Raw genomic sequence first — 24,162 nt, 5'->3', positions numbered from 1 at the left:
TAAAAAAAGTGTAAACTACAATAAAATGTAATTTACACTTATGCTAAATCAGTCTTTTCGTATGTAATTAATGACATCCGCAGCAACCGCCACTGCAGTCATCATCGTGGTCACCGCATCCGCCGCCACATCCGCTGCATCCGCCACCGCATCCGCTCATAGAGTTCACGATGTCCTGAACTTCCTTGTTTGTAGCTTCACGCATTTCCAATACAGAACCTTCGAATATCAGATCCTTGCCTGCGTGAGGGTGGTTAAGGTCGATAGTTACAGTGCTGTCAGTGATTTCACCAACGTTTGCATAGAACTGGTTTCCTTCGCCGTCGTTCAGCATGATGATGTTTCCTTCGAACACGTTGTCTTCGTCAAACTTGCCGTCAGGACCGCAGAATGCAGATTTAGGAAGAGTCTTTATTCCTTCAGGATCAACTTCGCCGTATGCTTCTGCACAAGGGATAGTAAAGTTGAAGTTGTCTCCCTTAGCAAGTGCTGTTATTTCTTTTTCAAATCTTTCAAGTGTATATCCTATACCTGTGATGAACTGGAAAGGATGTTCTGCAGGAGCTTCTTCTATCAATTCTTTTTCGCCGTCTATCATAGCATAAAGTTTGTATGCTACGGTGATGTACTTATTTTCCATAATCTAAAATGTATGTTTTAAAAATCCGGACACAAAGGTAGTAAAAAAGCTTTTAATTTTAGGCAGATATGTACTTTGGTTTTTCAGATATTCATATTTTTGTAAAAAAACTTATTTTCTGATGCAACATTTCACCGGGAAGTTCCGTCTTTCACATAGAATGCGCATCAAAGATTATGTATAACATTAAAAAAAATGAGTCAGTCATGAAAAAATATTTCTTTATAGCTATGTTGTTTTCAACCCAGATGCTATGTGCGGTAAATGTAAATTCTATTATCAACGAGTTTAAGGATGCCGATAGGGCAGAGTATGTAAGTGTTCCGTGGATATTGATGAAAATGGGACACATGTTTATGGATGAAGAAGACAAGGATGATATCTCCGCACGTATTAACAGCGTCAGAGTTCTCGACCTGGAAGAATGCAGTGAACGTGTGAAAGCCAGATTTACAAAAAGAGTAGCTTCGCTGAATGGACACGGATATGAGACAATGGTCAGAGCCAAGGATCAGGATGGAAGCGTGCAGATACTTGTCAAGGAAAAGAAAGATATAATTAAGGAACTTCTTATAGTATGTGGAGGAAAAGACGATTGTGCTCTGATACTGCTCAAAGGAAATATAAGACAGGAGGATATAGACAAACTAGTGCAACAGGAAACAGATAAACGCAATGGACGCAAATGAATTTAAGTCACTCTTCATTCCGTACCATGCAAAACTCTACAGGACAGCTTATTCCATACTCAGGAATGTTCAGGATGCCGAAGATATTGTTCAGGATGCTTATCTGAAATTATGGAACAGACGCGATGAGCTTGATGCGGCGGTTTGCCGTGAAGCATATTGTGTTACTCTGGTGAAGAACCTGTGTATGGATTTCATAAGAAGTAGTCATAGTAATTATGAGGACGTGATAGATGAAGAACGGGTTGGCTTGGCAGACGATGATATTGGTGAAAGGCTGGAACAGAAAGAAGAAAATGTCAGGTTAAGAAAGATGATAGGCGGACTGCCAGACATACAGAAAAAAGTAATGTGGCTAAGGGATGTAAACGAATGTTCGTTTGATGAAATAGGAAAAGCTACGGGGTTGAACCAGGTGAACATACGTGCCACACTCTCGAAAGCCAGAAAAAAGATAAGGGAACAGTTTATTAATTTAAAGGACAAGATATGAAGGAAGATACAATCAGACATTTGCTTGAAAAATATTATAACGGCGAAACCGATGTCAACGAAGAAAAAATTCTGGAAGATTATTTCATGCATGATGAAGTATCAGCCGAATTCTCTGTTGACAAAGAGGTGTTCTGTCGTCTGGCAGAGATGAAAGAAAATGATGAACCCACAGTTCCTGAAGGAATGGAGAAACGTATTTCCGACAATATAGATATGTGGGAAAAACAAAGCAAGGCAGATAAGCCACGATATTATACTCTATATAAATATGTGTCGGGAATAGCAGCAGCTGTAGTGATACTGATAGGTATAAGTGTATTTATGCCAAAGAGTCAGGAGGACACTACGATGATGAAAGATACATTCGACAATCCTCAGGAAGCATACATGGCAACCGAAAATGCCCTACAGCTTTTTGCCGAAGCTTTTAATAAAGGCGACGCCCAAATAGAGAAAGCAAGAAATGTGACGAAAAATGTAAAAGAAAAAATTGACAATATTAAAAACTTTAGAAGATGAAAACAAGATTATTTATTATAGTAAGTATTATGCTGGCAGCATTGTCTGTTAACGCACAGAATCGTTTTGAGAAAATAGCTGAAATGGAAGGGGTGACATCCGTTTATGTATCCCCGAAAATGTTCAGCATGATGAATGGTTCAAATACCGGTGATATAAATATAGATAAAGTGGCAAAGAAACTTACCGGATTGCAAATTCTCTCGTCCGAAAATCAGGAAGCATCAGATCTGTTGCGTAAAGAAACGGCATTTATCAATACCAAAAACGGATATGAAGAATTATTGCGTGTAAAGGACAGCGGAGAACGAGTGTTCATTTATACGAAAGAGAATAAGGACGCAAACGAATATGTTCTGCTGGTTGATGAAGGCAAGGAATTTACGGTAATAATTCTTGAAGGAAAACTCACAGTGGATGAAGTTCGCGGTATTGTAAATCAGTAGTACGGAAATTACCGTTGATACGTTTTAAAAAAATGAACTGTCATTTAAGAGCGAATGACAGTTCATTTTTTATATGTGTTTTTATCACATATTCCTGTAAATATCTTTTATCAGTTTGCACGCCGTTTCAAGGCTTATTGTACCAGTATTCAACATAATATTATAATGATGAGGCTCTCCCCATTTACGACCGGTATAATATTCATAATGATGGATGCGGTTGCGATTGATACGGCGTATTTCCTGCTCTGCATTTTCACGTTTTATACCGTATTCGCTGACACAGCGCGAAACAGCATTTTCAATATCAGAATAGCAAAACACTTTCAATACCTTCGGATAGTCCTGCAGGATGAAATCAGCGCATCGTCCAACGATTATACACGGCTCTTTCTCTGCCAGTTCCTGAATAATCTTGCTTTCTGCCACAAACAGAACATCGTCCGATGAAAGGCTACCTTCCAGCGGTTGTTCGCTGTTTTTCGACATGATACATTTAAGCCAGAATGATGGAATGGACTGCTCGTTCTTTGCAATGAAGTTTTCATCCATACCGCTACGTTTGGCGGCCATACCGATAAACTCTTTGTCATACAGTTTTATTCCAAGCTCTTTAGAAAGCATTTCGCCAAGCAGATGTCCGCCGCTACCATATTCACGGGCAATTGTAATGATGATATTTTTGTTCTCTTTTGCGTCTGTGAATTTTTCATCAGTAGCAGGAGTAATCCATTTATCGAGAAACTTGTAGTACGGACTGACGAAATGAACAATAGGACCTACTATCAGAGCTGCAATTACAGTGCCTTCGCGTACACCATATATGCCGGACATGAATATAAGCGACAGGAGGCAGGCAATAGCTACCAGTGTGACATCAAATCCAAGTTTAATGTATCCGAACTCGCCACGGAAACGGCGTGTAATAACCTTTACGAAGTATTCTCCAGCCATCATTGCCGCATTGGCCTTTACTTCGAGTGCGATACCCACAGCCAATATCACGCAACCTATCAGCAGAGCTATAATCATGCTTGGATATGTTGCCGGATTGAGCCAGAACAATATATAGTGCATACATATATCTATGAATATTCCGAAACAGAAAGATATCGGGATCTGCAGCAGGAACATGCGCAGGTCTTCTTTCAGGTCCTGACGTGTAATCATGAAAGGTTCGAGAACGACGAACAGTATGTTCAGCATGATAGTCCATTCGCCAATGGTGAAAGGAGTGAACATACTAAGAATGTAAGTTACGCTGGTAATGGGGGATGTACCCAAGGCTGCTCTGGTGATAAATGCTATTCCCAGTGCGTTGACAAACAGTGCCACACAGAACAGGAGATAGCGTCTTAGAAGAAATTTATTCATATTGTATTTGTCATTTGTAAAACAGCTGCAAAGTTCAGCCTAAAATCTATAATGACAGATATAAAAGAACAACTTATTTTGGTTTAAAACGAAACAAAAGGTATCTTTGTAATAAAAAACAGGTTATGGATATCTCTGTATATGAAGTAATGAAATCAATTGGGATGACGGCAGGAAATACGTGTTGTTGTGATTTATACGGTAATCCTGGTGATTATAGCGGAATTATATTTGAAAAGGGATTTTTCTTTCTTCTAGTCATAAACGGAACAGCAAAGCTATCCGATATTTATGGCAATTATGACCTTCACCGTGGAAAACTTGTTGTTCTGACACCGAGTACGACAAGCTCAATCGAAGACTTCGATGCAGATTTTTCGCTGAAAATCGTATATATCGTACCTTCGTATTTTGACAGTCTTCCTGACGGCCAGCCGCTGTATAATCAGGTGGCAAGGTATCTCGGCAATTACAGGCTTCCCGTGTTTGATATTGAAAGTGGGAGGTTCTCTTATCTGAAACAAACCATGTCGCTTTTTGGTGACCGGCTTAATGCTATGAATGTATATCACGATGGAATAATACGAAACCTTTGTAATTTCTTCCTTTTACAGATAGCAGATGTCTTGTGCGTGGAAAACAACGATACTACTGTGTATGTGAAGCGTGAAAACGAGATATTCCGTAACTTCAAGAAGCTGCTTGTAGAGAATTATCGCAAACATCATTCAATAGGTTTTTATGCCGACAGTCTGAACATCACGACCACCTATCTGTCGCGGGTGGTCAAAAGTGTCACAGGAAGTACTGTCTGCTTTCATATATCGAAGATGCTCTGCTCTGACGCACGCCGTATGCTTGAGTGTACTGATATGGACATTAAGGAAATTTCGGATGCACTTGGCTTTTCCGATCAGTCCGTATTTGGAAAGTTTTTTATGCGTAAGACAGGAGTATCACCTCTGAAATTTCGTATGAAGAACGATTTGCAGAGGCGGGATAAATAATGGCTTGTTATTCGCTTAATGAGATTGTAACCGTTACATCGCCGTTTCCAAGAATTCTAATCAGCTCATCGCCTGAAGTATTGTCTATTTTCCCAAGTGGAGTCAGCGAGTATGTATTCTGAGCGTAATAAATCACGAAATACTGCCCCAGGTAGAGAATCAGATCACCCGGTTGTGTGGTGAGTCTTTCGTTACATTGCGGTAGGGTAGTTCCTATAGGGCCGACTTTCTCCATTCCGGCATAGTCATTCATGTTTATGGTCAGAGGCCCTTCTTTGAGTAGATTTACTAAAGCTCTTGTAGATACGTTGTCTTTTAGTGTGGCTGTGAGCGTCGTACCATTAACTGAGAATTTAATTGTTGAGTTACTCATATTTTCTTCATTGTTATTCTGGTTATCGTTGTTTGTATTTTCTTCGTCTTGGTCGTTGTTCCCATTTGAAATTTCAGTTTCTGAATTATTGCCGGATAGTATTTCCGGTTCCGGACTGCACGCCATTGCAAACATGGAGTAGATGAAAATAAAAAACAGTAATCTTGCTTTTCCCATAATCATAGTCTTTATCTTTTGTACTGATACAAAGGTATTGACTTTACCATTAAGACTTTATATACAGATTACTGATGATTGTACCAGAATTACGGTTTCTTTTTTATTTGCTTGCATATAATCATTTAGTATCTTTGTAACATCATGGAAATACGTAAGATAGAAACAAATAAGAAAGAATATTTAGAATTGCTGTTGTTGGCAGATGAACAGGAGTCAATGATCGACCGTTATTTGGAGCGTGGTGATATGTTTGTTATGTTTAACATGAGTAAGGAACCTATTTCCTCCGCAGTCGTGACAAATGAAGGTGACAATGTGTGTGAACTTAAAAGTTTAGCTGTTTCTCCACAATATCAACGAAAAGGTTACGGAAAGAAAATGGTGGATTTCTTATGTAAACGTTATGCAGACAAATTCAAATATATGATAGTCGGTACAGGAGAGAGCATAAACACTATCTCTTTTTATAAAAACTGCGGTTTCACATTTTCTCATATTGTTCCTGATTTCTTTACTGCCAATTATGATCATCCGATTGTAGAAAACGGGATAACATTAAAGGATATGGTATATTTCAGAAAAGAATTGTCTGTATAAAAGTCTGATATTGATGAACAGGGAAATTCTTTTCTAATTAATATTGCATAGAAGTTCATAAAACTTTCTTCATCTTGTAGTTCGTCAGTTTCAAACGATTTGCCTGTTGTTTTTGCTCACATTCCACAACATATCCTTTGTGTTCAAAGAATAGACGTGCAGTTTTGCTTACATCTGATGTAATCTCTTTTACTTCATATTGTCTTGCTATCTTTTCAACTTCATAAAGAAGCTGAGTCGCTATACCTTTACCCTGCCAGTCTGGATGTACAAACATGGAATGCATATAACCTCTCTTGTTCATTGAAGAATATCCAATCAGGTTGTCCTGTTTGTCGAACGCTCCTATAAATTGATTATTAAATAGGATTTCCTTCCAGTGTTCCATGTCGTTACCGCATGAAGCCCAGTCTTCCACTTCTTCCTTTGTATAGTCTTTAATATTGACGTTTAATACTGTGGAACGAAATAGGTTCTGCATATCATAGAGGTCTTTTTCTTCAAGTGGACGAATATTATAGTTTATTTGTTTATTCATGGTTTTACTTTTTATTATAATCATCTTTGGTGAGTAATGTAAAATGTTCGGTACGTTCGTCACCTAAAGGAGAAATCTTTCCTTCTTCAGTATGGTGATATTTGAAGCCGCATTTATCCATAACTCTGCGTGATTTTAAATTTCCGTCATAATATCCGCACCATACTCTTTTTGTATCAAGTTCATCAAAACAACGTTTCAGAAGACGGTTTACAGCTTCCGGTATTAGTCCTTGTCCCCAGTAAGGAACACCAATCCAATAACCTATTTCCGCATCACCTTCCTGAATATCCGCACTATGTACACCGTTACCGAACATGATTCCTACACAGCCTATTGGTTCGTTTGTTTCTTTCAATACTACAGCGTATGTTTCAGGAGCAGATAAAATTTCTCGTATTACATCTTTACTGTTTTCAACTGATGTATGTGGTGGCCATCCTGCAATAGGTCCAATAGCAGGATCTTTGGCATATTTATAAAGTGCTTCAGCATCTGCTTCAATCCACGGACGGAGAATAAGTCTTTGAGTTTCCATGAAATGTTTTGTCATATATTTATTATTTTTTGTAAGATTGTTAATCATCTTATTCAGATTGGTCTCATTCTCTTCATCTGATAATGTAGGATCTTTCATGAAACGGGTGCAAGGTAATTCCGGACAGTCTCCACAGTTTTCACGTTTTTGTTCCTTACAGCATTTCCATATTGGACAAACTTCATAATCTGTGTATTGAAGCCAAAATACTTTGCCTTTTATTTTGCGGCATCCCTTGCAGTCTTTTGGGAAAGATGGACACTCTACACATTTTGCACCGCATGGGGAAGGATGGAAATATTCATCTTTCCAGTACCACCATTTACATTTATCGGTATCCGGTTTTTCCGTATTGATGTAATATTCTAATGCACGGTACAGGTAAAGCTGGCAGCGGTCTATAGTGTAACCAAGTAAACAGCACTCTTCCAGGTATAAATCGTCTGCTTTTTTACCTTTTAATGATTCGGTGGTGGTGTAGCCCATGGCTTTAAGACCCTGTTCTGTTTTTGGTCCTACATTAGGAATCTTACGGAAAGGATGAACATTATTTCTTGAACTTTTCTTTTTTACTTTTTTCTCTTTTGGCAATGGTAATACCTTTTCCAATGTACTTATCACATCAACCAAAGGATGTTTGTGCTCTACGTCCAGAATATAGTGCTCCTTTGCACCGTTGTATGGGATGCCGGCTTCACTGTCTTGCATTAAGTTGGCAATCGAAGGGTGCTTCTTAACGTAAGCTATATTGTCACATACAAGTATTATAGGCTTTTCGTTGAGGTAAATCATATAATCGCCAAACATCTTGCGATAGCGTACTGTTCCAATTCCTTTTATTTGGGAACATATAAACTCTATGAAGTCAATGTTGCTTGCCATGTATCTATATCCTTTATTTTATTATTGTTTGTTGTAAAGACTCAATAAATTCATCCCTGCCTTTGCAGCTGAATACATATTTCTTACTGTTCGTACGGATGAGTACTAATTCGTTCAGATTAGTTGCATACATAGTATAGCTGCCTAACTTAGGATTTTTGAATTTTCCTAGATATCCGAATAGGCCACCGCTGCCGAATATTCGAATAGAAAAAGCTGTTTCTGAGTTTGGTATGGCTTTTATTGCTATAATATCCTTTATAGGTATATTAATAGCGCCAAACAGTCTGTGTAAAATTATTTTATCGTTTCCAATAGTTAACCGTATCGGCATATAGCCTAATCCACCTATAATGGTAGCTATAAAAACAACTATGAGCGTGTATTTGAGCCAAAGCATTGATGACGGAAAATCATCTGTCCAGATAAAATATGTTGATGCAACCAGAATAATAACTGTTATGGCTGTTATGACCGTAACGCCCATACTCCATGTACATGGGAAAGAAATTCTGTCGTTTTTCATAATGATATGTATTGGAAATATTATTGTTTATAATCTAATGAACCAAAACAAATATAACTAAAACAGTTGTAATTATTATAATCAGTAATAGATTTTTTATGAAATAAAGAATTTATCCGTGATATTCGGTTATTATTTCACTAGCCCATTCAATCAATATGTGGCTTCGTTTGGTAAAGTCGTTTTCTTGAAAATCTGCAGATGCTATATTCAGTATAGTACGGTCTTTATCTGTGACATGTTCTGACAGGAGTTTCATTGAACTGATGTAAGAGCCTGTATCAAGAAAATGTTTCATGCGTACGGTGAAACGTGCAGCTTTATAGAGTCCGACTAAGGTGTTTATATCTTTTGCATGAAGAAAATTATGGGAACAGGCATGATACAGGTTACAGGCTCCGGTCAAAACGGAGCGGCGTATGTCGTCATCGCTAGATATTTTTTGCAGATAATCTAATGTACCGATTATGGGTTTCGTATCAAGAACCAGTTGAAGGAGATCTGATTTTTCCCAGTTAATCAGTTCTCTTTCTCCGGATACGAATCCGCATATCATGTCATGTTCATCGAAAGAGTCAAGCATTGACTGATAATTCTGTAAGTCCTTAAAATTTACTTCGTCAAGAATTATTACCACATCTATGTCGCTGTCGGCTGTCTGTTCGCCTCGTCCGTAACTGCCTTGCAGTCCGAAAAACTTAATTCTGTTGCCGAATAGTGAGATAAGTCTCTCTTGAAAAACTTTCAGCCAGGATGTTATGTCGAAGTTGTTTTCATTCATATCGTTTGTTTATTCTTGATATTATTGTCGGTGCAAGCATTGTTGTTAGGACTACCAATATCCATAAATTTCCGGATAGCGGATTATACGCTGCTATGAGTTCTTTCATAGGTACACCTGTTCCTATTCCGGATGTGAATTCAAATATAACGGTGAGCAGCGTCCATATTATGCCGGCTATGAAACTTTCTTTTCTATTAAGTGTGACTAGTCGTGGAAGGAGCAGCCATGTGATAAACAGTATCATGATACTAAGCAGGATACCGCTAGCGGCTGTAGCCAGTGCGGTATCCAGATATTTGGTTAATACATATTCCCTGAATCCACCATTTAGTATTGCTGTGGGTATGAAGCATAGCCATACGAGAAGGGACTTGAGGTATTTCATATATATTTTGTTTTTATGTAACATATTAGCACTAAATTATTCTAAATGTTTACATTATTGTATTTTATCAGCCGAATATCTCTCGTAACTCTTTATTGCTTAGTTTGCCTATCCAGCTTTCGCCGCTCGAAACTGTCATGTCAGCCAGATGCTTTTTCTGTTGTATCATGTCATTGATACATTCCTCGAATGTGTCTTTGGTGATAAAGCGGTGAACCATGACATTGCTCTTTTGGCCTATACGGTAGGCACGGTCGGTAGCCTGTGCTTCAACAGCAGGGTTCCACCAAAGGTCATAATGGATTACATGGGTTGCGGCTGTCAGGTTTAGTCCTGTACCTGCGGCTTTTAGCGAAAGTATGAAAATCTTGTCTGTGCGGTTGTTCTGGAAGCGGTCAATCATTGTCTGACGTTCTTTAATACTGCATCCACCATGATAGAACAGTGGTTTTTCACCTGTCCTTGCAGTTATGAATTCCACTAACATATCACCCATCTCTCGATATTGCGTAAAGACAAGCACCTTTTCGCCGCCATCGACAATCCCTTCTATTCTGTCGAGCAGCATTTCTGTCTTGCCTGACAATTCAGACCTCCGGTCACCGTTTTTAAGGAATTGTGCCGGATGATTGCATATTTGTTTAAGCGCCATAATCATCTGGAGGATGAGTCCTTGTCGTTTGAACAAAGATTCGTTGTCTGTTGTAGGTATTCCCTCTATTTCGTTCATGGCAGCTTCCAGAGTCTTTTCATACAGAGCAGCCTGTTCCGGTTTGAGCGAAGCATATACATCAAGTTCTATCTTGTCAGGCAGGTCGGAAATGATATTCTTGTCTGTCTTCATTCTCCGCATCATGAACGGAGCTGTTACTTTTCTGAAGCGCTCGGCACAATCGCCGTCATTCCAAAGCTGGATAGGGTTCGCATAGTTTTCCTTGAAGGCTTTAAGCGTATCCAGATAGCCTTTGTTGGCATAATCCATTATGCTCCAGAATTCTGTAAGCCTGTTTTCTACCGGAGTACCACTCAGAGCTATGTGAGTTGTGGCAGGAATTGACTTCACAGCCTTACTCTGTGCCGTATCGTTGTTCTTTATGTTTTGTGCTTCGTCAATGAACATTATAGTCCATTGTCTTTTTTTAAGTTTGGCATTGTCCGAGCGCAGAACACCGTATGTAGTTAACAGAATATCTGATTTAAAGCTCTTCAGATCTCTGCCAGTACCGTGATAGACGAATGTTGACAACGACGGAGCGAATCGGCTTATTTCCATTTGCCAGTTCGTGAGCAGCCCCGTAGGTACAACTATGATGACTTTGCCTTCCTTCAATGCTCCCTCTTCTTTCAGTTTCAGAATAAGAGTTATAGCCTGCAGAGTCTTGCCCAATCCCATGTCGTCGGCAAGAACCGAACCGAATCCTATGCGCATATTGCGGTACATCCACGAGAATCCGCGTTCCTGGTATGGACGCAGTTGTGCGTTAAGTTTCCGTGGAAGGGCAATGTTCTCCTGTTCGGTCAATTCCTTGATCAGTTGTCGCACATCGTCTGTAAGGCGTATAGGTGCAGAGTTGTATTCCTCTGTAAGGGCTGCCTGCAGCAACTGCGCCGGAGTGAGTTTATCCATCTTGTGGAAAGCGTCATGAAGCTTTTCCAGAGTTTCTGCATCGGTATAGATATATTTCTGCTTGAATTTTATCAGTCCTCCGGCATTCTTCTGCAGTTTCATGAACTCTTCCATCGACACTATCTCATTGCCAAGTGCCACTTCCCAGTCGAAGGTGAACAAATCGGCAAGGCTCAGGAAGCCTTTCTCACTTCCGGATTTCTTTTTCAGCAACAATGATGCTTTCGGACGTATGAGTTGCTGAAGCGATTTAGGCATGAAAACCTTGAAATCAAGAATCCTTACAGCAGGTATTATTTCGAGTATTACGGGCAGGAATGTCTTTTCGGTGTAGTGTAAAGCTTGTTTTGCTCCATTAGCAATATATCCGTTGAGGTCTTTCATCATTCCTGCCAGCAGGGTGAAGCTTCTCAGAATGGTGAAGCGTTCGTGCTCATATTCGGGTTGTGAGAGTATATCGGACAGTGCAGTGACTTCCTTTTCCGGTTTGCGTGTGTTTTCCACGCCAACGGTAATGTCGAAACCGCCATCGGTACTTTCTTCTACATAGAGAACAGGTCGGTAGTCTGATTCGATGAGCGAGTATGATGCTATCCATGATTTTATTCCGCCCGGCGTTTCTTTTTCTCCTACACCGCTGAAGGGAAGGTGTCTCTCCTTGAAGAATAATTCTTCTACAGGCAATTTCAGGCTGTCGGCCGTAAGTCTATTTATGAGTTTTCCGAGAAAGAACGACACAATCCACTCTCCCTTGTTGTAAATAAATTTTCCTGTTTTACGTTCCACCGGTCTGAATTCCAGCAGTTTGTCGGGAATAATATCTTCAAGCATATCCATTAGTTGTCTTACCTGGCTGTCGATATAAGCCGGAATCCACCTGATGGCGTACTCTTTACTTGAAAGCTGAAGTATCTGTGGTGCTACAGCTCCTTTCGACAGCAGATGCAGTGAACATATCAGAGCCTGGTTCAGAGCTATGACCGAAGGATGATAGTCGGGCAGAAAGTCAGGGTTTATATTTAGCAGAGCCAGAGGCAATGAACCGTCGTCAAAAAAGTCCGTTATCGGTTCCTGTCCCTCATAGCTGATGTTCATTACTTTCCATTTCAGATTGCTGTCAAACTGTAATGAAAATTCTCTATCGGCTTTAATCTCCTTGCCTGATATGATGTCCGTTTGAGGGAAAAGCCCCGAAGCGTCAAGCCTCCTTGAGAAGAATCGTTGTACATTCTTCTTTGCTCGCATTATTTCAGTCGAGTATTTTTCTTTGAAATCCCCTGTAGTGGAGAAAGGAGGGTTTTCTGCCAGGAGCATGAGCAAGGCTTCCGACTTGTCAGTCAGTTTTGAGAAGTCTATTCTTTTGAACACAGGTTCCCCATGGCTCACTTCCCTAGAGCCTTTTGTTCTTACCACCTCCTTTATGTTTTGTACTGATATATCATTGCTGGTCTCTTCGATAAATATTCCGCGTTTCTTAAGCTCTTCCATAATATCTACATTGTGCATACTGAACACAATGAATGGATTATTGTCAATCTCGCGGCTGAACATGTAGATTACGGCAGCAAGGTGTTTGCATGGCACGGCCCAGTCCGGACAGTTGCATTGCATTTTCAGGTCGGTCCATTTTTCAGGGAAAATCTTGAGTCCGCAGCTTCTGGCTATTGACATGATTTCCGGGGCCATCTCCCTGTTCATCAACCGTGATATAATGCCCGGATACTTGATTAGTTCATTCATCAGCGCGTCAATCTGTTCCGGGAAGAAAGGAGGAATGATGATATTGACCTTATATGGTGTTATCCTGCTTCCTGACACTTTTGCAGTGATGATATTGTCTTTCAGTTTTATGTCTATAACGTTTCCTTTGCGTGCGTATGTAGCTCCGCGAGGAATACGGTTATCATAGTCTATATGAGTAAGCGAGCGGAGCCATTCGCTGCCCCACCATGTTTTTCCGAATTGTTCTGCCATGTTACTATATCTTATCTGAGTACTGTTTAAATAGTATTTAAATAGTATTTAAATGGTATTTAAACGCTGTTTTGGATTATACTTCTTAGCTTTTATGGTAAGTGTATGCAATTTATTTTTGTCTGTGGCATACAGTTCCTGTAGCCTGATAAGTAGGCATAACCAGAACTTCTGCTATCTGTACATGAGCAGGGGCTGATGCTGCGTAATAAACCACATCGGCTATGTCGTCACCTGTAAGTGGTTTCAGCCCATCGTAAACGGCATCTGCCTTGTTTTTGTCTCCACGGAAACGGATAACGGAGAAGTTGGTCTCAACCATTCCCGGCTTGATGTTGGTTACTCTCAGAGGAGTGTCAACAAGGTCTATACGTAGTCCGTCCGACAGTGCTTTTACCGCAGCCTTTGTTGCGCAGTAAACGCTGCCGCCTGCGTATGCCGCATCGCCTGCAATGGAACCTATATTAATAATATGTCCGCATCCGCGTTCCACCATACCCGGAACAATCATGCGTGTCATTGCCAGTAGTCCTTTGATGTTGGTGTCTATCACTACGTCCCATTCGTCCAATGAACCTTCGTGTTCTTTATCAATGCCCAAAACCAGACCGGCATTGTTTATCAGAACATCTATATTCTTCCATTCTCCTTGCAGAGAGTCTATGGCATTACGCATTTCTTCACGGTTTCTAACATCGAATGGAAGAGTTGCGACTTCTGTTCCTGTCTTTTCAAGTTCCTGTTTCACACTTTCAAGCTTTTCAGTATTTCGTCCGTTCAGTATAAGCTTGCTTCCCATTGCCGCGAATTTTCTTGCGCAGCCTTCACCTATGCCGCTTGTGGCACCGGTGATTAAGATTGTTTTTCCTTTCATTATTATATTATGTTTGAATTGTTGTCTTTTAGAATCTCTCATCATTCGGCCTCTCATTCACAAACTCCCGGGGCTTCTCCATTTTCAGTTTCGCGCCACAGTATTTGCAGTATAAGGCCTCGAAATCGTGCCCGTCGCGGTTGCAGAGTGGGCATTTCCGCTTTTCCAGTTTTTTATGCTCGCTCACCATTGTGGCTGAAACTATACCTGTAGGCACTGCTATTATGGTATAACCAATCAGCATTATCACTGCGGAGATGAACCTGCCAATGGCTGTGACAGGAGTGATGTCGCCATAGCCCACGGTGGTCATTGTAACTATAGCCCAGTATATACTGTTGGGAATATTGTTGAAGCCGGAGCCCGGTACGTCGCCCTCTATCATGTACATCACTGTTCCCATCGACGTGACGAGTATCAGCACGAAGAAAAAAAATATCAGTATCTTGGGCGCGCTTATCCACAGCGAACGAAGCAGCAGGTTGCCCTCGTTTATAAAGGTGAAGAGTTTGAAGATGCGGAATATTCGTATCAGTCGGAAAGCCCGTATCACGAGAAGGTAGTGCGAACCTGTAACAAAGAAACTCATATACACAGGCAGTGTAGCCAGTAGGTCAACTATACCGAAGAAACTGAAGATATATTTTTGAGGCTTTTTCAGGCAGTATATTCTTGCCAGATATTCAAAAGTGAAAAACAGCGTGAGCAGATATTCCAATATTCTTAGAACTAAATAGGCAGAGTGGGGGAATATGTGCATACTTTCTACTATGACAAGCAGTACGCTAAGGGTGATGCTGCTTATGAGGATTATGTCGAACAGCTTTCCTTTTTTTGTGTCCGATTCAAACACAATAGAATATATCTTTTCTTTCAGTTCATCGCTATGAAGGAAATCATGCCAACGCTGATGTATTCTTGAAATGAATTTCATGCTTATGTTTATATTTTTAGTAAGGAACAAAGTTAATAATAAATCATAATGTTTTTGTGATAATATATCAGAAATATAATGTTTTGATATTATTACCATAACGCGTTGCACGAACGTGTTACGCTATCTATGCCAGGACGGCGATATTTTAATCTCATCCTTTAATACTTAAAAATCAGCGACTTAAATTAACAAGAGTTAGCATAAAGAATTGGTCAAGTTCCTGATTTTCAGTAACTTTATATTATCTACACATAAGTTAAACATGGAAATATCAGGAGCGCTCAACCAATATATGAATATCTGCAGGGATGCCTTTAATGGATATACCGCAAAATTAAACAAAAGTACGAAATATGTAGTGGTCATACCAAGAAAAATAAACTTCACACAGCCTGCACGCTACGGGAAACGTTACGAGTTTTTTAACTGTCTGGTGCAAGACCAAACAAGAGGATAAATGCTAAACTTGTCAAAGAACTCATTGATATAGTTGCTTATAGGGCAGCGTAAAAATATTTACAAATAATAATTTTATAACTAAATATTGTATAATCTGACAATAAGTTTTCTAAGAAAAATTAGTTTTATTCTCAGAAATTACATAGCTTTGTATTTATAATCTTCATAATAGTGAAGATTAACGCTTGAAAATATATGTAACTATCATTATAATGATATATAAATGCGGTTTATATGGTAGATTTCTATGAATACTCCACGCCTGAGCTTGTAAAGTTATTAGGTAACAGATTTAAAGAATATAGGATTCGTTGCAAACTTACTCAGAAAGATGTTTCTGAGCAATCCGGTATTGGACTTACAACCATCCATAAATTCGAGAATGGTACATCGGGCAATATTTCGTTGTCAACATTTATTGTGTTGTTGAAAGTGGTCGGGCAGATTAACACCATAGACAATCTTCTTCCGGAGTTGCCAGAATCTCCTTACCTGATGCGTAGGGATGATAAAAAGGTACAGCGTGTCAGACATTCTAAATAGCATAAATTATGGTACTGTCGTTAAAAGTAATCCTTTGGGGTGAGGAAATTGGTAGATTGGCATGGGATGCCAGACGTAGGTTATCCAAATAAGAATTTTTTCATTCGTTATGGGTGTGTACGGTACTTGGCGTCTGTCTCCTTCATACGATGTAACTACTTATTGAATCAATAGGCATAGCAAACCTGTCATCGGATAAGCTCAAGGATATGGTTGAAAAGTATTTTATTCATTAAATTAGTAACTATCATTTCAGTAACAATTCTTATCTTGAACTATGAACACCTTTAAATCTATTGATGAGCTTTTGCGTGTACTTGAAAGAGAGAAACTTCTGCTGAAACAGATGTTTCAGAAAAGAGCTTCAACTTCCTTGAAATATGATTATGCACTCGAACTCACTGAATATAAAGAAGAAAGAATTAAATATCTTATTGACTACGGAATAATAAGAGATAGCGGGAATTTCCTTGAAATGGAGGATGTATATCTTAAATTCTTCGAGGATGTTTTACAGGTCAATGAGAATATAAATGTTTCGTTTGTAAATGATTATTTGGGACGTCTGAATGAAAATATCGATTATTATCTTAAAGAAGATAATGAGCAGCGGAAATATAATTATCACAAAGAGGTAAGACGGTGTCTGAAAAATATTGCAATGATAACAGTGCGTAATGTAATAGACTTGAAACGCAACATTGACAATACTTATAAGAATGAACCAAACTATCGTGTAAAGCTCTCAAAATTGAATAATCTTGATGAAAAACGCAGGAACATAGCACTCCTCATCAATAGGAGTGAAGATATAATAGACAACGCTCAGCCTGTTTTTTTCAGAGTTGCCATGGACACTCAAATGCGTATAGTGGTGAATGACGTGAAACTTCAGCTTAATGATTCTTATCATAATCTCATTGAGATCGAGAAGCAGATTATTCATTACCTGAATCTTATAGCTTATCAGAACAGGATATTCGAGAAAGTCCGCCGTTTGAAATACCTCCGTGACCAGTTCCTTTTAGACGAAAAAACTGATATACGTCAGGTCGTCAGTATGAGAAATCCTGTATGGATTGAGCCTCAGACCAATTACAGGATAAAACTTTCGGTAGATAATCTGCGTACTTCTGCGGTGGCGTTGGAGATAATAAGAAAAATCATATCAAAAAGGAAGAACCTGGCTAAAGGTCCGAAGAATATAGCCGATGCTATACCTCAGGAATATATGAAAACAGAAGGTGAAGTTCTTGACCAGATAAACTTACAGGAAATTTATAATGCTTTCTCGGCATCAAGCAGTCATCTGTTTAAGTTTGTAATGAATTACAATTATCATAAAGAGCTTAGCACTGTCGAGAGAATCTTGTTTTTCTGCCAGATAGCATCGCAGTATGCCGATGGACTTAATTTCACCGACAAGTATGAAACAAGTCATGACGTGGAATATCCTCTGATATATTCCAAATGACTCCAAACAATTACCGATAGTTCCCAATAATTTCATAATCATAATCAGAATAATCATGAAATATACCGAAGAAATATTCAATATATTGAGTAAGGGCGGATTTATTTCTGCAAACAGCGTTTCTCCTGCTATAAAGCGGTATTATGATGCCATAGAAGAGGATTTGACCGATTATTACGAATATTATAAAGGCATTGGTTTTTATCTCGAAGGTGGTGACGGATATTATATGTTCACCCGACAGGAGGCGAAAGTTGATCTTGAGCGAAAACTTGAAGCAGTTATGAAGTGGATTGACTACCTAAGTTTCCTTAAAACGTATGATGCTACATTCGGTCCCGGGTTTAAGTTCCGACCGGCAGACATAGAAGTTCAGATAAGTTGCCAGATTGAGCTGAAGGATAAGGCTTCCAAACTGTTTCAGGATAAGAAGAAATATAATGAGGTTGTGGAGAAACTTGTTTCGGAACTTGAAAAGGCAGGAATGATAGAGCTCGAGAACGAACATGATAACACTTATAAAGTATTAATGGCATTTCACTATATGGAGGATTTGGTGGACTGCATAACAATATCGGAGGAAATGAACGATGAGATATCTCAATAAGGTAATATTTCTGAACAGCGCACATGTACCGTATGGCGAAGTCAATTTGGATGGCAATGTGCATTTTATTGGTACCCAGGGAGTAGGTAAAAGTACTCTTTTGCGTGCTGTCCTGTTTTTCTATAATGCAGACAAACTCAGATTGGGCATACCGAAAGAAAAGAAGAATTTTGATTCTTTCTATCTTCCTTTTGCCAACTCGTATATAGTTTATGAAGTAATGCGCGAAAACGGTGCCTATACCGTAGTTGTAACGAAGTCGATGGGTAGGGCTGCCTTCCGCTTTATTGATGCACCATACAGTAAGGAGTGGTTTGTTGACGGCAAAAATGAGGTTTCTGCCGACTGGAGTGTGATTCGTACAAGAGTGTCGGAATCCGGTGCAAGCGTGTCGTCGCTGGTTACAGGCTATGATATGTTTCGTGATATAATATTCGGCAACAACAGAAAACCGGATTTGCTTCAGTTCCGTAAGTATGCCATTGTAGAGAGCTCGCGATACCAGAATATACCGCGTACAATTCAGAATGTATTCCTTAACTCGAAGCTTGATGCCGATTTTATAAAGGATACCATCATACAGTCAATGGATGATAATGAGTTTGTTGTCGACCTGAGTTATTATCGGAACCAGATAGAGACTTTCGAGCAGGAATATTCCGACGTAATGCTGTGGATAAAACAGGATAGGAATGGAGTGGTACCTGTCAGGAAACAGGCTGATACGGTAATAAAGAATTACAGAATGCTTCTGTATGCTGAAAAGCGGATTAAAGACGATAGACAGCACCTCAATTATTCTGAAAGGGTGTCACGCTTGAGGCTCCCTGAGCTGGAGGAACAGCTTCTGCAAATTAAAGAGGAAGCCGAACGGTTTACACGTTTGCTTGGAGAAGAAAAAGATAAGTTTGACAGAGAGCGCGACAAGCTTGTAAAGTTAAGCGGTATTATAGAGTCTGACCTTAAGAAGATAAGGGAAAAACGAAAATATTATGAACAGGAACATATTGACGAGGTTATATCAAGAGTAAATAGGGAACCTGCACTGAAATATGAACTGGAGTCTCTAAATAAGGTGTATAATGAACTCACGAGTACGTATCGGGATGTAATAAGCAAATACTCTTTGATGGAACAGAGCATTGATGCCGATCTTGCAAGATTTGAGAATGAAATCAACAAAAGGGTATTAAGCCTTGAAAACGAACTTGGTAAAAGGATTGCGGAATTGACAAAGAAAAGCAATACTCAGGCTGAAGAAATACGCTCTGTTTATGAAGAGAAACTTAAAACACTTGCCGACAGCAAGGAACAGCTGCTGGAAGAAATATCCAACCTGAAACAACAGAAAACAAGGGTTGAGTGTACTGTTCATTTCAAGGATGAGATAAGTGACTGTGAGGAACGGTTGAGAAACATATCTTCCGAAGAAAAGGATACCGCCGTGAAAGCTGACCGTCTGAAACTGGAGTGCGACCGCCTAAGACAGAAGTCAGAAGCGGAAACTATGATAGTTGAAAAAGAGTATGATACGAAAATAGATGAGGCTCTACGCTGCAGGAAACAGTTGGACGCAGAAATAGAATCATTGAATGTCCTGATAAACAGCAGCAAAGGCTCTTTTTGCGAATGGCTCGACAAGAACAGGCCAGGATGGCAGGAAAATATAGGTAAGATTGCAGATGAACAACTTATACTCTACAATCAGAATCTTTCTCCTGAACTCTCAACCGATGGAAGTAATTCTTTTTATGGTGTAAAAATTAATTTGGCTGAAGTGCAGCGTGAATTACGCTCGCCGGAACAGCTTAAAGCTGAGTTTAAGGCCAAATCTTCCGAAAGAGATGAATATACTAGAAAAATAAGCCTTCTGAATGAAGAAAAAACGAAGCGTACTGAAGAGATAAAGAATAAGTACAGAAAGCAGATTTCAGCAATATCGGGCGAAAGGCAGGTTCTTGAAATTCTGTTACAGCAATATCCTCTTCAGATTAAGAATATTAAGGCGGAACAGGCTTCGTGGGAACGCAAAGAATTGGAGTGGAAAAGAAACAGGCTGGATGAGATAGAAACACTTCTTGGAGGCAAGGAAAAGGAAAGGCAAAAATGTTGCAATAATGAAGATCTTTTGAAACAGGAGAGAGAAAAGCGGATTATTCAGATTAATGAAGAGCTGAGAAAGGCGGAAAAGAAAGAACGCAGTGCTGTTGAAGCAGAGATACAGACAGTACAAAATGAACTGTCCGACCGGTGTACAGATGCGGATAACAGAAAAAAAGAACTTCACAAGTTGCAGAACGAGGAGTTGAACGGTAAAGGAGCTGACACATCGGTTATAAATTCCTATAAAGCAAAAATTGATGCTTTCAAGTCTGAATTGGATTATATATCGCAAAAACAGTCGTTGGTGTGGAATTATGAGAAAGACAAGAGAGAACTGTTTGACCGTGAGCCGGAATTGCGCGACACCAAGAAGAACAATGAGATGCATCTGGACGAGCTTGAAGAAAAATACGCGTTGCGGAAAAACAAACTCACCGCTCAGTATGAAACTGTAAAAAACAGTATAAACGAAAAGTCGGCCGAACGTGATGCCATTAAGAACGATCTTTGCGCTCTTGAGAATTTCCGCAAAGATGAAGGCTTCTGTCCTCCGGAGTCGTACACTCATGAAGAACTACCTACCAATAAACCTTGTGGTAAGATAGTGGAAGAGTTGAAAAGTCAGATTGTTTCTTTTGGCAAGGATACTGAGAATTTCAAAAAATCGGTAAATCTGTTTAACAGTAACTTTACTGCAAGAAATACTTTCAGTTTTCCTCAGTCATTGTCGTGTGATTCAGATTACATGGATTTCGCATCCAATTTATGCGAGTTTGTGGAAAACAATAAAATCACAGAATATCAGAACCGCATAAGTGAAAGGTACGTAAACATAATAAGACGCATATCAAAGGAAACAGGAGAACTTACCCAAAGCGAAAGTCTTATTAATAAGACTATTAAAGATATTAATGACGATTTCATCAAGCGTAATTTTGCAGGAGTTATCCGCAGTATCGAACTCAGAGCTTTGCAGAGTAACGACAAACTTATGCAGCTTCTTATAGAAATAAAGAATTTCAATGATGGGAACACCTTCAACATGGGTGAAATGGACCTGTTCTCACAGGATTCGCGCGAGAACGTTAATCTCAAGGCTGTAAAATATCTTAATTCATTCAGTAAACTGCTCAAGGATGAGCCTTCCAGGAATAGTCTTGTCGTTTCTGATACCTTTAATCTGGAGTTCCGTATTATCGAAAATGATAATGACACAGGCTGGGTTGAAAAAATAGCGAATGTTGGTTCCGACGGCACAGACATACTGGTTAAAGCAATGGTAAACATCATGCTTATCAATGTCTTCAAGGAAAAAGTCTCAAGGAAATTCGGAGATTTCAAGGTGCATTGTATGATGGATGAAATCGGTAAGCTGCATCCCAATAATGTGAAAGGCATACTTGAATTTGCCAATTGCCGCAACATATTACTTATCAACAGTTCGCCTACCACCTATAATGTTGAGGATTATAAATATACTTATCTGTTAAGTAAAGACGCGAAAAGCAATACAAGGGTAGTGCCATTGCTTACACGAAAATAAGAATACCTTGTAATAATATGGAAATAAATAAAAAGAGATTTACAATATCTGTCGCGAAAAAATTACTTTATATGCTTGAAGGAAAAACTCTTCCTTCAAGCTCGCTTCCTCGATGGATAGTTGATGAGTTAAGGATAGAGGGGCTTATTACCGGAATAGCCAGTGGCAGCAGAGTTTCCTATCGCCTTACAGATCCTGTGGCATTCGGTAGATATGTTTCAGATAATTATACATCCGGCACTTCTCTTGAAAGATGGATTGAAATCTTTTCCGGCGAGAACAAAGACTTGCAGCGCAGTATGCTTGTACAGGAAACAGGCGATTCCAAGACTTTTAAGCTTCGAACTTTCAGAGGTTTTCTTGTGAACTGTTACGAACCTGTTCATGCAAGAATAGGGAATAGTGATTTTGTTATATCCCCTCCGGAAGGAAGTGCTGTTTTCATACAAAACCCGGATGAATTTTATATACCGTCAGACGTTACAGTGGTGGGAATGGAAAATGGTGAGAACTTCCGTCATATACGGAGTCAGAAAAATCTGTTTGGAGATAATAAAATTTTGTTTGTTTCCAGATACCCCCAGTCGGCAGATTTAAGGGAATGGCTTATTAAAATTCCTAATAGATATATACATTTTGGAGATTTTGATCTGGCAGGTATATGTATATATCAGTCAGAGTTTTATAAATTTTTGGGCGACAGAGCGAGTTTCCTTATTCCCGAAGATATAGAAGAAAGGTTGAAATCCGGGAATAAGGGACTGTATGACGCTCAATATCTTAGATATAAAAATCTGAAGATTATAGATTCACGTTTGAACGGGTTGGTTGAAATGATTCATCATTATGGTAGGGTGTATGAACAGGAAGGATACATTGAAAAATGTACATATTAAATTAACCGTTAAAATCATAAAGTCCCTTCTTCCATCCCTCAAAAGGACACTTATCTTTTATTTCGTTATACAACTTGCAATTAAAAGAGAATAACTTATCAGCTTCATCCAAGACTTTTTTATCACCAATAAAATCTAAAAGATTAAAGTCCGGTTCTGTATCTATCGTGAATGATATAGCACCAATATTGTCTTCATCCGGGAACGAAATAAAGGTATAAGGAGTTTCTCCGGTAAAAAGATTACATACGGTCGGGCAATGTTTTTCTAACATCTGAAGCAGGCGTCCTGGATTTTCATGATTATTCAGACGATTAAAGAAAGTTCCCCAGCAACATGTAAGACTAAGTTGGTTGATTCCGATTGGAACCAGGCATACAACACCATATAATCCCTTGTTTACTTTTAGAATCAATTCTATATGATTCTGACGAACTGCATAAGTATAAGAATACCCTTTCAAAAAGGTTGCACCAGCTTTTTTATCAACGAAATTACGCATATTGAAATTCTACTATATTAACATTTACTTTGCCTGTTGTAAGTAATAATCAAAAATGTACCAGATAATAATTTAAGAATTAAGTATCAGTGTGACAAAGGTATATAAAAAACTTCATTTTTATGTGCTGGTGTAATAATAAAAAGAAGATTTTTTATTTTTCTTAATCAAAGAAACCGTAACACGTTCGTGTTCCGCGCGCGTCACGTTCGTGTTACGCTTGTTACACGTTCGTGTTCCACGCGTTACACGTACGTGCAACGCTTTCTGAGACAGCCTGTTTTGACAAATTATTATGCTTTTATTACCTTTTTCAGGCGCTTGTCATGTTTCCCGAAGTCAAATGTTATGTAATAATATGTAGCAAAAAAGCCCTTTTCTCTGATAAATGATATTTTTCTTCAAAAAAAACTATCATTTTATTTGTTTATATCAAAAAAGCCTTTACCTTTGCAATCGTAATAACAAAAATAACAGAAAAAGTATGAAAGCAACTAACATTATCATTAACCTGGCAGTCCTGCATATTATTCGCGTCGTGGTCCTGGAACCAAGAGGTGAGGAAGGTTCATGTATGTAGTTGCATATATATGATATTGATGAAAGCCTTTCTCACATGTGTATGAGAAAGGCTTTTTGATTAAATAAGG

Annotated in this window: 24 protein-coding genes and 1 pseudogene; 12 read left to right on the top strand and 13 right to left on the bottom strand. The window is 39.1% G+C overall.

Annotated elements, in window-relative coordinates; all coding sequences use genetic code 11:
- Window positions 1-67 precede the first annotated feature (67 nt).
- Window positions 68-640: an FKBP-type peptidyl-prolyl cis-trans isomerase gene (locus H6A61_RS01050; RefSeq protein WP_204390431.1), complete on the bottom strand. Its 573-nt coding sequence runs from the start codon at window positions 638-640 to the stop codon at window positions 68-70.
- A gap of 206 nt (window positions 641-846) precedes the next feature.
- On the opposite strand from H6A61_RS01050, the gene H6A61_RS01045 reads away from it, so the two are divergent.
- From H6A61_RS01045 to H6A61_RS01030, 4 genes are read left to right on the top strand one after another with little or no spacing between them, the layout of a single operon-like run.
- Window positions 847-1,329 carry a DUF4252 domain-containing protein gene (locus H6A61_RS01045; protein ID WP_204390430.1) on the top strand — a complete coding sequence of 161 codons (483 nt, stop codon included), beginning with the start codon at window positions 847-849 and terminating at the stop codon, window positions 1,327-1,329.
- Window positions 1,316-1,822: an RNA polymerase sigma factor gene (locus H6A61_RS01040; protein WP_204390429.1), complete on the top strand. Its 507-nt coding sequence runs from the start codon at window positions 1,316-1,318 to the stop codon at window positions 1,820-1,822. Before H6A61_RS01045 ends, H6A61_RS01040 begins: the two co-directional genes overlap by 14 nt.
- Complete coding sequence (locus H6A61_RS01035) at window positions 1,819-2,343, top strand: hypothetical protein (protein WP_204390428.1); 525 nt, start codon at window positions 1,819-1,821, stop codon at window positions 2,341-2,343. The genes H6A61_RS01040 and H6A61_RS01035 overlap by 4 nt, the downstream gene beginning before the upstream one ends.
- Window positions 2,340-2,789 (top strand): DUF4252 domain-containing protein, encoded by a 450-nt coding sequence (locus H6A61_RS01030; protein ID WP_204390427.1) that lies wholly within the window; start codon window positions 2,340-2,342, stop codon window positions 2,787-2,789. Before H6A61_RS01035 ends, H6A61_RS01030 begins: the two co-directional genes overlap by 4 nt.
- A gap of 84 nt (window positions 2,790-2,873) precedes the next feature.
- Here the strand turns inward: H6A61_RS01030 and H6A61_RS01025 are convergent, their stop codons facing one another.
- The gene (locus H6A61_RS01025) at window positions 2,874-4,163 is read right to left on the bottom strand and encodes a cytidylate kinase family protein (protein ID WP_204390426.1); all 1,290 of its coding nucleotides are present in this window, start codon (window positions 4,161-4,163) and stop codon (window positions 2,874-2,876) included.
- Between the two features lie 125 nt (window positions 4,164-4,288).
- Between H6A61_RS01025 and H6A61_RS01020 the strand changes: the two genes are divergently transcribed.
- Window positions 4,289-5,170 carry a helix-turn-helix domain-containing protein gene (locus tag H6A61_RS01020; protein WP_204390425.1) on the top strand — a complete coding sequence of 294 codons (882 nt, stop codon included), beginning with the start codon at window positions 4,289-4,291 and terminating at the stop codon, window positions 5,168-5,170.
- A 7-nt stretch (window positions 5,171-5,177) separates the two neighbouring features.
- Here H6A61_RS01020 and H6A61_RS01015 read toward each other — a convergent pair whose 3' ends face one another.
- Window positions 5,178-5,720: a cyclophilin-like fold protein gene (locus H6A61_RS01015; RefSeq protein ID WP_204390424.1), complete on the bottom strand. Its 543-nt coding sequence runs from the start codon at window positions 5,718-5,720 to the stop codon at window positions 5,178-5,180.
- Between the two features lie 144 nt (window positions 5,721-5,864).
- On the opposite strand from H6A61_RS01015, the gene H6A61_RS01010 reads away from it, so the two are divergent.
- Window positions 5,865-6,320, top strand: coding sequence for a GNAT family N-acetyltransferase (locus tag H6A61_RS01010; RefSeq protein WP_204390423.1), 456 nt, complete (start codon window positions 5,865-5,867; stop codon window positions 6,318-6,320).
- A 55-nt stretch (window positions 6,321-6,375) separates the two neighbouring features.
- Here the strand turns inward: H6A61_RS01010 and H6A61_RS01005 are convergent, their stop codons facing one another.
- The 9 genes and pseudogenes from H6A61_RS01005 to H6A61_RS00960 form a co-directional block, all read right to left on the bottom strand.
- Complete coding sequence (locus tag H6A61_RS01005) at window positions 6,376-6,858, bottom strand: GNAT family N-acetyltransferase (RefSeq protein WP_204390422.1); 483 nt, start codon at window positions 6,856-6,858, stop codon at window positions 6,376-6,378.
- Window positions 6,859-6,862: 4 nt separating this feature from the next.
- Window positions 6,863-7,396 (bottom strand): GNAT family N-acetyltransferase, encoded by a 534-nt coding sequence (locus tag H6A61_RS01000; protein ID WP_204390457.1) that lies wholly within the window; start codon window positions 7,394-7,396, stop codon window positions 6,863-6,865.
- A gap of 108 nt (window positions 7,397-7,504) precedes the next feature.
- A pseudogene (locus H6A61_RS00995) lies at window positions 7,505-8,104 on the bottom strand (helix-hairpin-helix domain-containing protein); the annotation flags it as partial.
- A gap of 187 nt (window positions 8,105-8,291) precedes the next feature.
- Window positions 8,292-8,804 carry a PH domain-containing protein gene (locus H6A61_RS00985; protein WP_204390421.1) on the bottom strand — a complete coding sequence of 171 codons (513 nt, stop codon included), beginning with the start codon at window positions 8,802-8,804 and terminating at the stop codon, window positions 8,292-8,294.
- Between the two features lie 112 nt (window positions 8,805-8,916).
- Window positions 8,917-9,585 carry a nucleotidyltransferase domain-containing protein gene (locus H6A61_RS00980; RefSeq protein ID WP_204390420.1) on the bottom strand — a complete coding sequence of 223 codons (669 nt, stop codon included), beginning with the start codon at window positions 9,583-9,585 and terminating at the stop codon, window positions 8,917-8,919.
- A complete protein-coding gene (locus H6A61_RS00975) occupies window positions 9,578-9,973 on the bottom strand; it encodes a hypothetical protein (protein ID WP_204390419.1) in 396 nt (131 codons plus the stop codon). Before H6A61_RS00975 ends, H6A61_RS00980 begins: the two co-directional genes overlap by 8 nt.
- A 67-nt stretch (window positions 9,974-10,040) precedes the next feature.
- A complete protein-coding gene (locus H6A61_RS00970; RefSeq protein ID WP_204390418.1) occupies window positions 10,041-13,574 on the bottom strand; it encodes a DEAD/DEAH box helicase in 3,534 nt (1,177 codons plus the stop codon).
- Window positions 13,575-13,686: 112 nt separating this feature from the next.
- Window positions 13,687-14,448: an SDR family NAD(P)-dependent oxidoreductase gene (locus H6A61_RS00965; RefSeq protein ID WP_204390417.1), complete on the bottom strand. Its 762-nt coding sequence runs from the start codon at window positions 14,446-14,448 to the stop codon at window positions 13,687-13,689.
- A gap of 28 nt (window positions 14,449-14,476) precedes the next feature.
- Window positions 14,477-15,382 (bottom strand): ion transporter, encoded by a 906-nt coding sequence (locus H6A61_RS00960; protein WP_204390416.1) that lies wholly within the window; start codon window positions 15,380-15,382, stop codon window positions 14,477-14,479.
- Window positions 15,383-15,647: 265 nt separating this feature from the next.
- Between H6A61_RS00960 and H6A61_RS00955 the strand changes: the two genes are divergently transcribed.
- The 6 genes from H6A61_RS00955 (at window position 15,648) to H6A61_RS00930 (ending at window position 23,010) form a co-directional block, all read left to right on the top strand.
- Window positions 15,648-15,842 carry a hypothetical protein gene (locus H6A61_RS00955; protein WP_204390415.1) on the top strand — a complete coding sequence of 65 codons (195 nt, stop codon included), beginning with the start codon at window positions 15,648-15,650 and terminating at the stop codon, window positions 15,840-15,842.
- Window positions 15,843-16,078: 236 nt separating this feature from the next.
- Complete coding sequence (locus tag H6A61_RS00950; RefSeq protein WP_204390414.1) at window positions 16,079-16,387, top strand: helix-turn-helix domain-containing protein; 309 nt, start codon at window positions 16,079-16,081, stop codon at window positions 16,385-16,387.
- 277 nt (window positions 16,388-16,664) lie between these two features.
- On the top strand, window positions 16,665-17,861 hold the full coding sequence (locus tag H6A61_RS00945) for a hypothetical protein (protein ID WP_204390413.1): 1,197 nt from the start codon (window positions 16,665-16,667) through the stop codon (window positions 17,859-17,861).
- Window positions 17,862-17,916: 55 nt separating this feature from the next.
- Window positions 17,917-18,468 (top strand): condensin complex protein MksE, encoded by a 552-nt coding sequence (locus H6A61_RS00940; RefSeq protein ID WP_204390412.1) that lies wholly within the window; start codon window positions 17,917-17,919, stop codon window positions 18,466-18,468.
- Window positions 18,452-22,114, top strand: a complete 3,663-nt coding sequence (locus H6A61_RS00935) for an ATP-binding protein (protein WP_204390411.1) — start codon at window positions 18,452-18,454, stop codon at window positions 22,112-22,114. Before H6A61_RS00940 ends, H6A61_RS00935 begins: the two co-directional genes overlap by 17 nt.
- A 17-nt stretch (window positions 22,115-22,131) precedes the next feature.
- A complete protein-coding gene (locus H6A61_RS00930) occupies window positions 22,132-23,010 on the top strand; it encodes a hypothetical protein (RefSeq protein ID WP_204390410.1) in 879 nt (292 codons plus the stop codon).
- Between the two features lies 1 nt (window position 23,011).
- Here the strand turns inward: H6A61_RS00930 and H6A61_RS00925 are convergent, their stop codons facing one another.
- Window positions 23,012-23,512 (bottom strand): hypothetical protein, encoded by a 501-nt coding sequence (locus H6A61_RS00925; RefSeq protein WP_154042863.1) that lies wholly within the window; start codon window positions 23,510-23,512, stop codon window positions 23,012-23,014.
- Between the last annotated feature and the right edge of the window lie 650 nt (window positions 23,513-24,162).

The organism is Bacteroides caecigallinarum, assembly GCF_016901995.1.
In the GTDB taxonomy this organism is placed as follows: domain Bacteria; phylum Bacteroidota; class Bacteroidia; order Bacteroidales; family Bacteroidaceae; genus Phocaeicola; species Phocaeicola cellulolyticus.
The sequence above is the reverse complement of the archived record's forward strand: the minus strand, read 5'-3'. Positions and strand labels throughout refer to the sequence as shown.

Bases quoted from the DNA above. Each gene is read 5' to 3' on its own strand.
- H6A61_RS00960 (WP_204390416.1), bottom strand. From the start codon at position 15,382: ATGAAATTCATTTCAAGAATACATCAGCGTTGGCATGATTTCCTTCAT.
- H6A61_RS01035 (WP_204390428.1), top strand. From the start codon at position 1,819: ATGAAGGAAGATACAATCAGACATTTGCTTGAAAAATATTATAACGGC.
- H6A61_RS01015 (WP_204390424.1), bottom strand. From the start codon at position 5,720: ATGGGAAAAGCAAGATTACTGTTTTTTATTTTCATCTACTCCATGTTT.
- H6A61_RS00970 (WP_204390418.1), bottom strand. From the start codon at position 13,574: ATGGCAGAACAATTCGGAAAAACATGGTGGGGCAGCGAATGGCTCCGC.
- H6A61_RS01025 (WP_204390426.1), bottom strand. From the start codon at position 4,163: ATGAATAAATTTCTTCTAAGACGCTATCTCCTGTTCTGTGTGGCACTG.
- H6A61_RS00975 (WP_204390419.1), bottom strand. From the start codon at position 9,973: ATGAAATACCTCAAGTCCCTTCTCGTATGGCTATGCTTCATACCCACA.
- H6A61_RS00985 (WP_204390421.1), bottom strand. From the start codon at position 8,804: ATGAAAAACGACAGAATTTCTTTCCCATGTACATGGAGTATGGGCGTT.
- H6A61_RS00980 (WP_204390420.1), bottom strand. From the start codon at position 9,585: ATGAATGAAAACAACTTCGACATAACATCCTGGCTGAAAGTTTTTCAA.
- H6A61_RS00965 (WP_204390417.1), bottom strand. From the start codon at position 14,448: ATGAAAGGAAAAACAATCTTAATCACCGGTGCCACAAGCGGCATAGGT.
- H6A61_RS00935 (WP_204390411.1), top strand. From the start codon at position 18,452: ATGAGATATCTCAATAAGGTAATATTTCTGAACAGCGCACATGTACCG.
- H6A61_RS01040 (WP_204390429.1), top strand. From the start codon at position 1,316: ATGGACGCAAATGAATTTAAGTCACTCTTCATTCCGTACCATGCAAAA.
- H6A61_RS00950 (WP_204390414.1), top strand. From the start codon at position 16,079: ATGGTAGATTTCTATGAATACTCCACGCCTGAGCTTGTAAAGTTATTA.
- H6A61_RS01050 (WP_204390431.1), bottom strand. From the start codon at position 640: ATGGAAAATAAGTACATCACCGTAGCATACAAACTTTATGCTATGATA.
- H6A61_RS01020 (WP_204390425.1), top strand. From the start codon at position 4,289: ATGGATATCTCTGTATATGAAGTAATGAAATCAATTGGGATGACGGCA.
- H6A61_RS00945 (WP_204390413.1), top strand. From the start codon at position 16,665: ATGAACACCTTTAAATCTATTGATGAGCTTTTGCGTGTACTTGAAAGA.
- H6A61_RS00940 (WP_204390412.1), top strand. From the start codon at position 17,917: ATGAAATATACCGAAGAAATATTCAATATATTGAGTAAGGGCGGATTT.
- H6A61_RS01045 (WP_204390430.1), top strand. From the start codon at position 847: ATGAAAAAATATTTCTTTATAGCTATGTTGTTTTCAACCCAGATGCTA.
- H6A61_RS01030 (WP_204390427.1), top strand. From the start codon at position 2,340: ATGAAAACAAGATTATTTATTATAGTAAGTATTATGCTGGCAGCATTG.
- H6A61_RS01000 (WP_204390457.1), bottom strand. From the start codon at position 7,396: ATGGAAACTCAAAGACTTATTCTCCGTCCGTGGATTGAAGCAGATGCT.
- H6A61_RS01010 (WP_204390423.1), top strand. From the start codon at position 5,865: ATGGAAATACGTAAGATAGAAACAAATAAGAAAGAATATTTAGAATTG.
- H6A61_RS00955 (WP_204390415.1), top strand. From the start codon at position 15,648: ATGGAAATATCAGGAGCGCTCAACCAATATATGAATATCTGCAGGGAT.
- H6A61_RS01005 (WP_204390422.1), bottom strand. From the start codon at position 6,858: ATGAATAAACAAATAAACTATAATATTCGTCCACTTGAAGAAAAAGAC.
- H6A61_RS00930 (WP_204390410.1), top strand. From the start codon at position 22,132: ATGGAAATAAATAAAAAGAGATTTACAATATCTGTCGCGAAAAAATTA.
- H6A61_RS00925 (WP_154042863.1), bottom strand. From the start codon at position 23,512: ATGCGTAATTTCGTTGATAAAAAAGCTGGTGCAACCTTTTTGAAAGGG.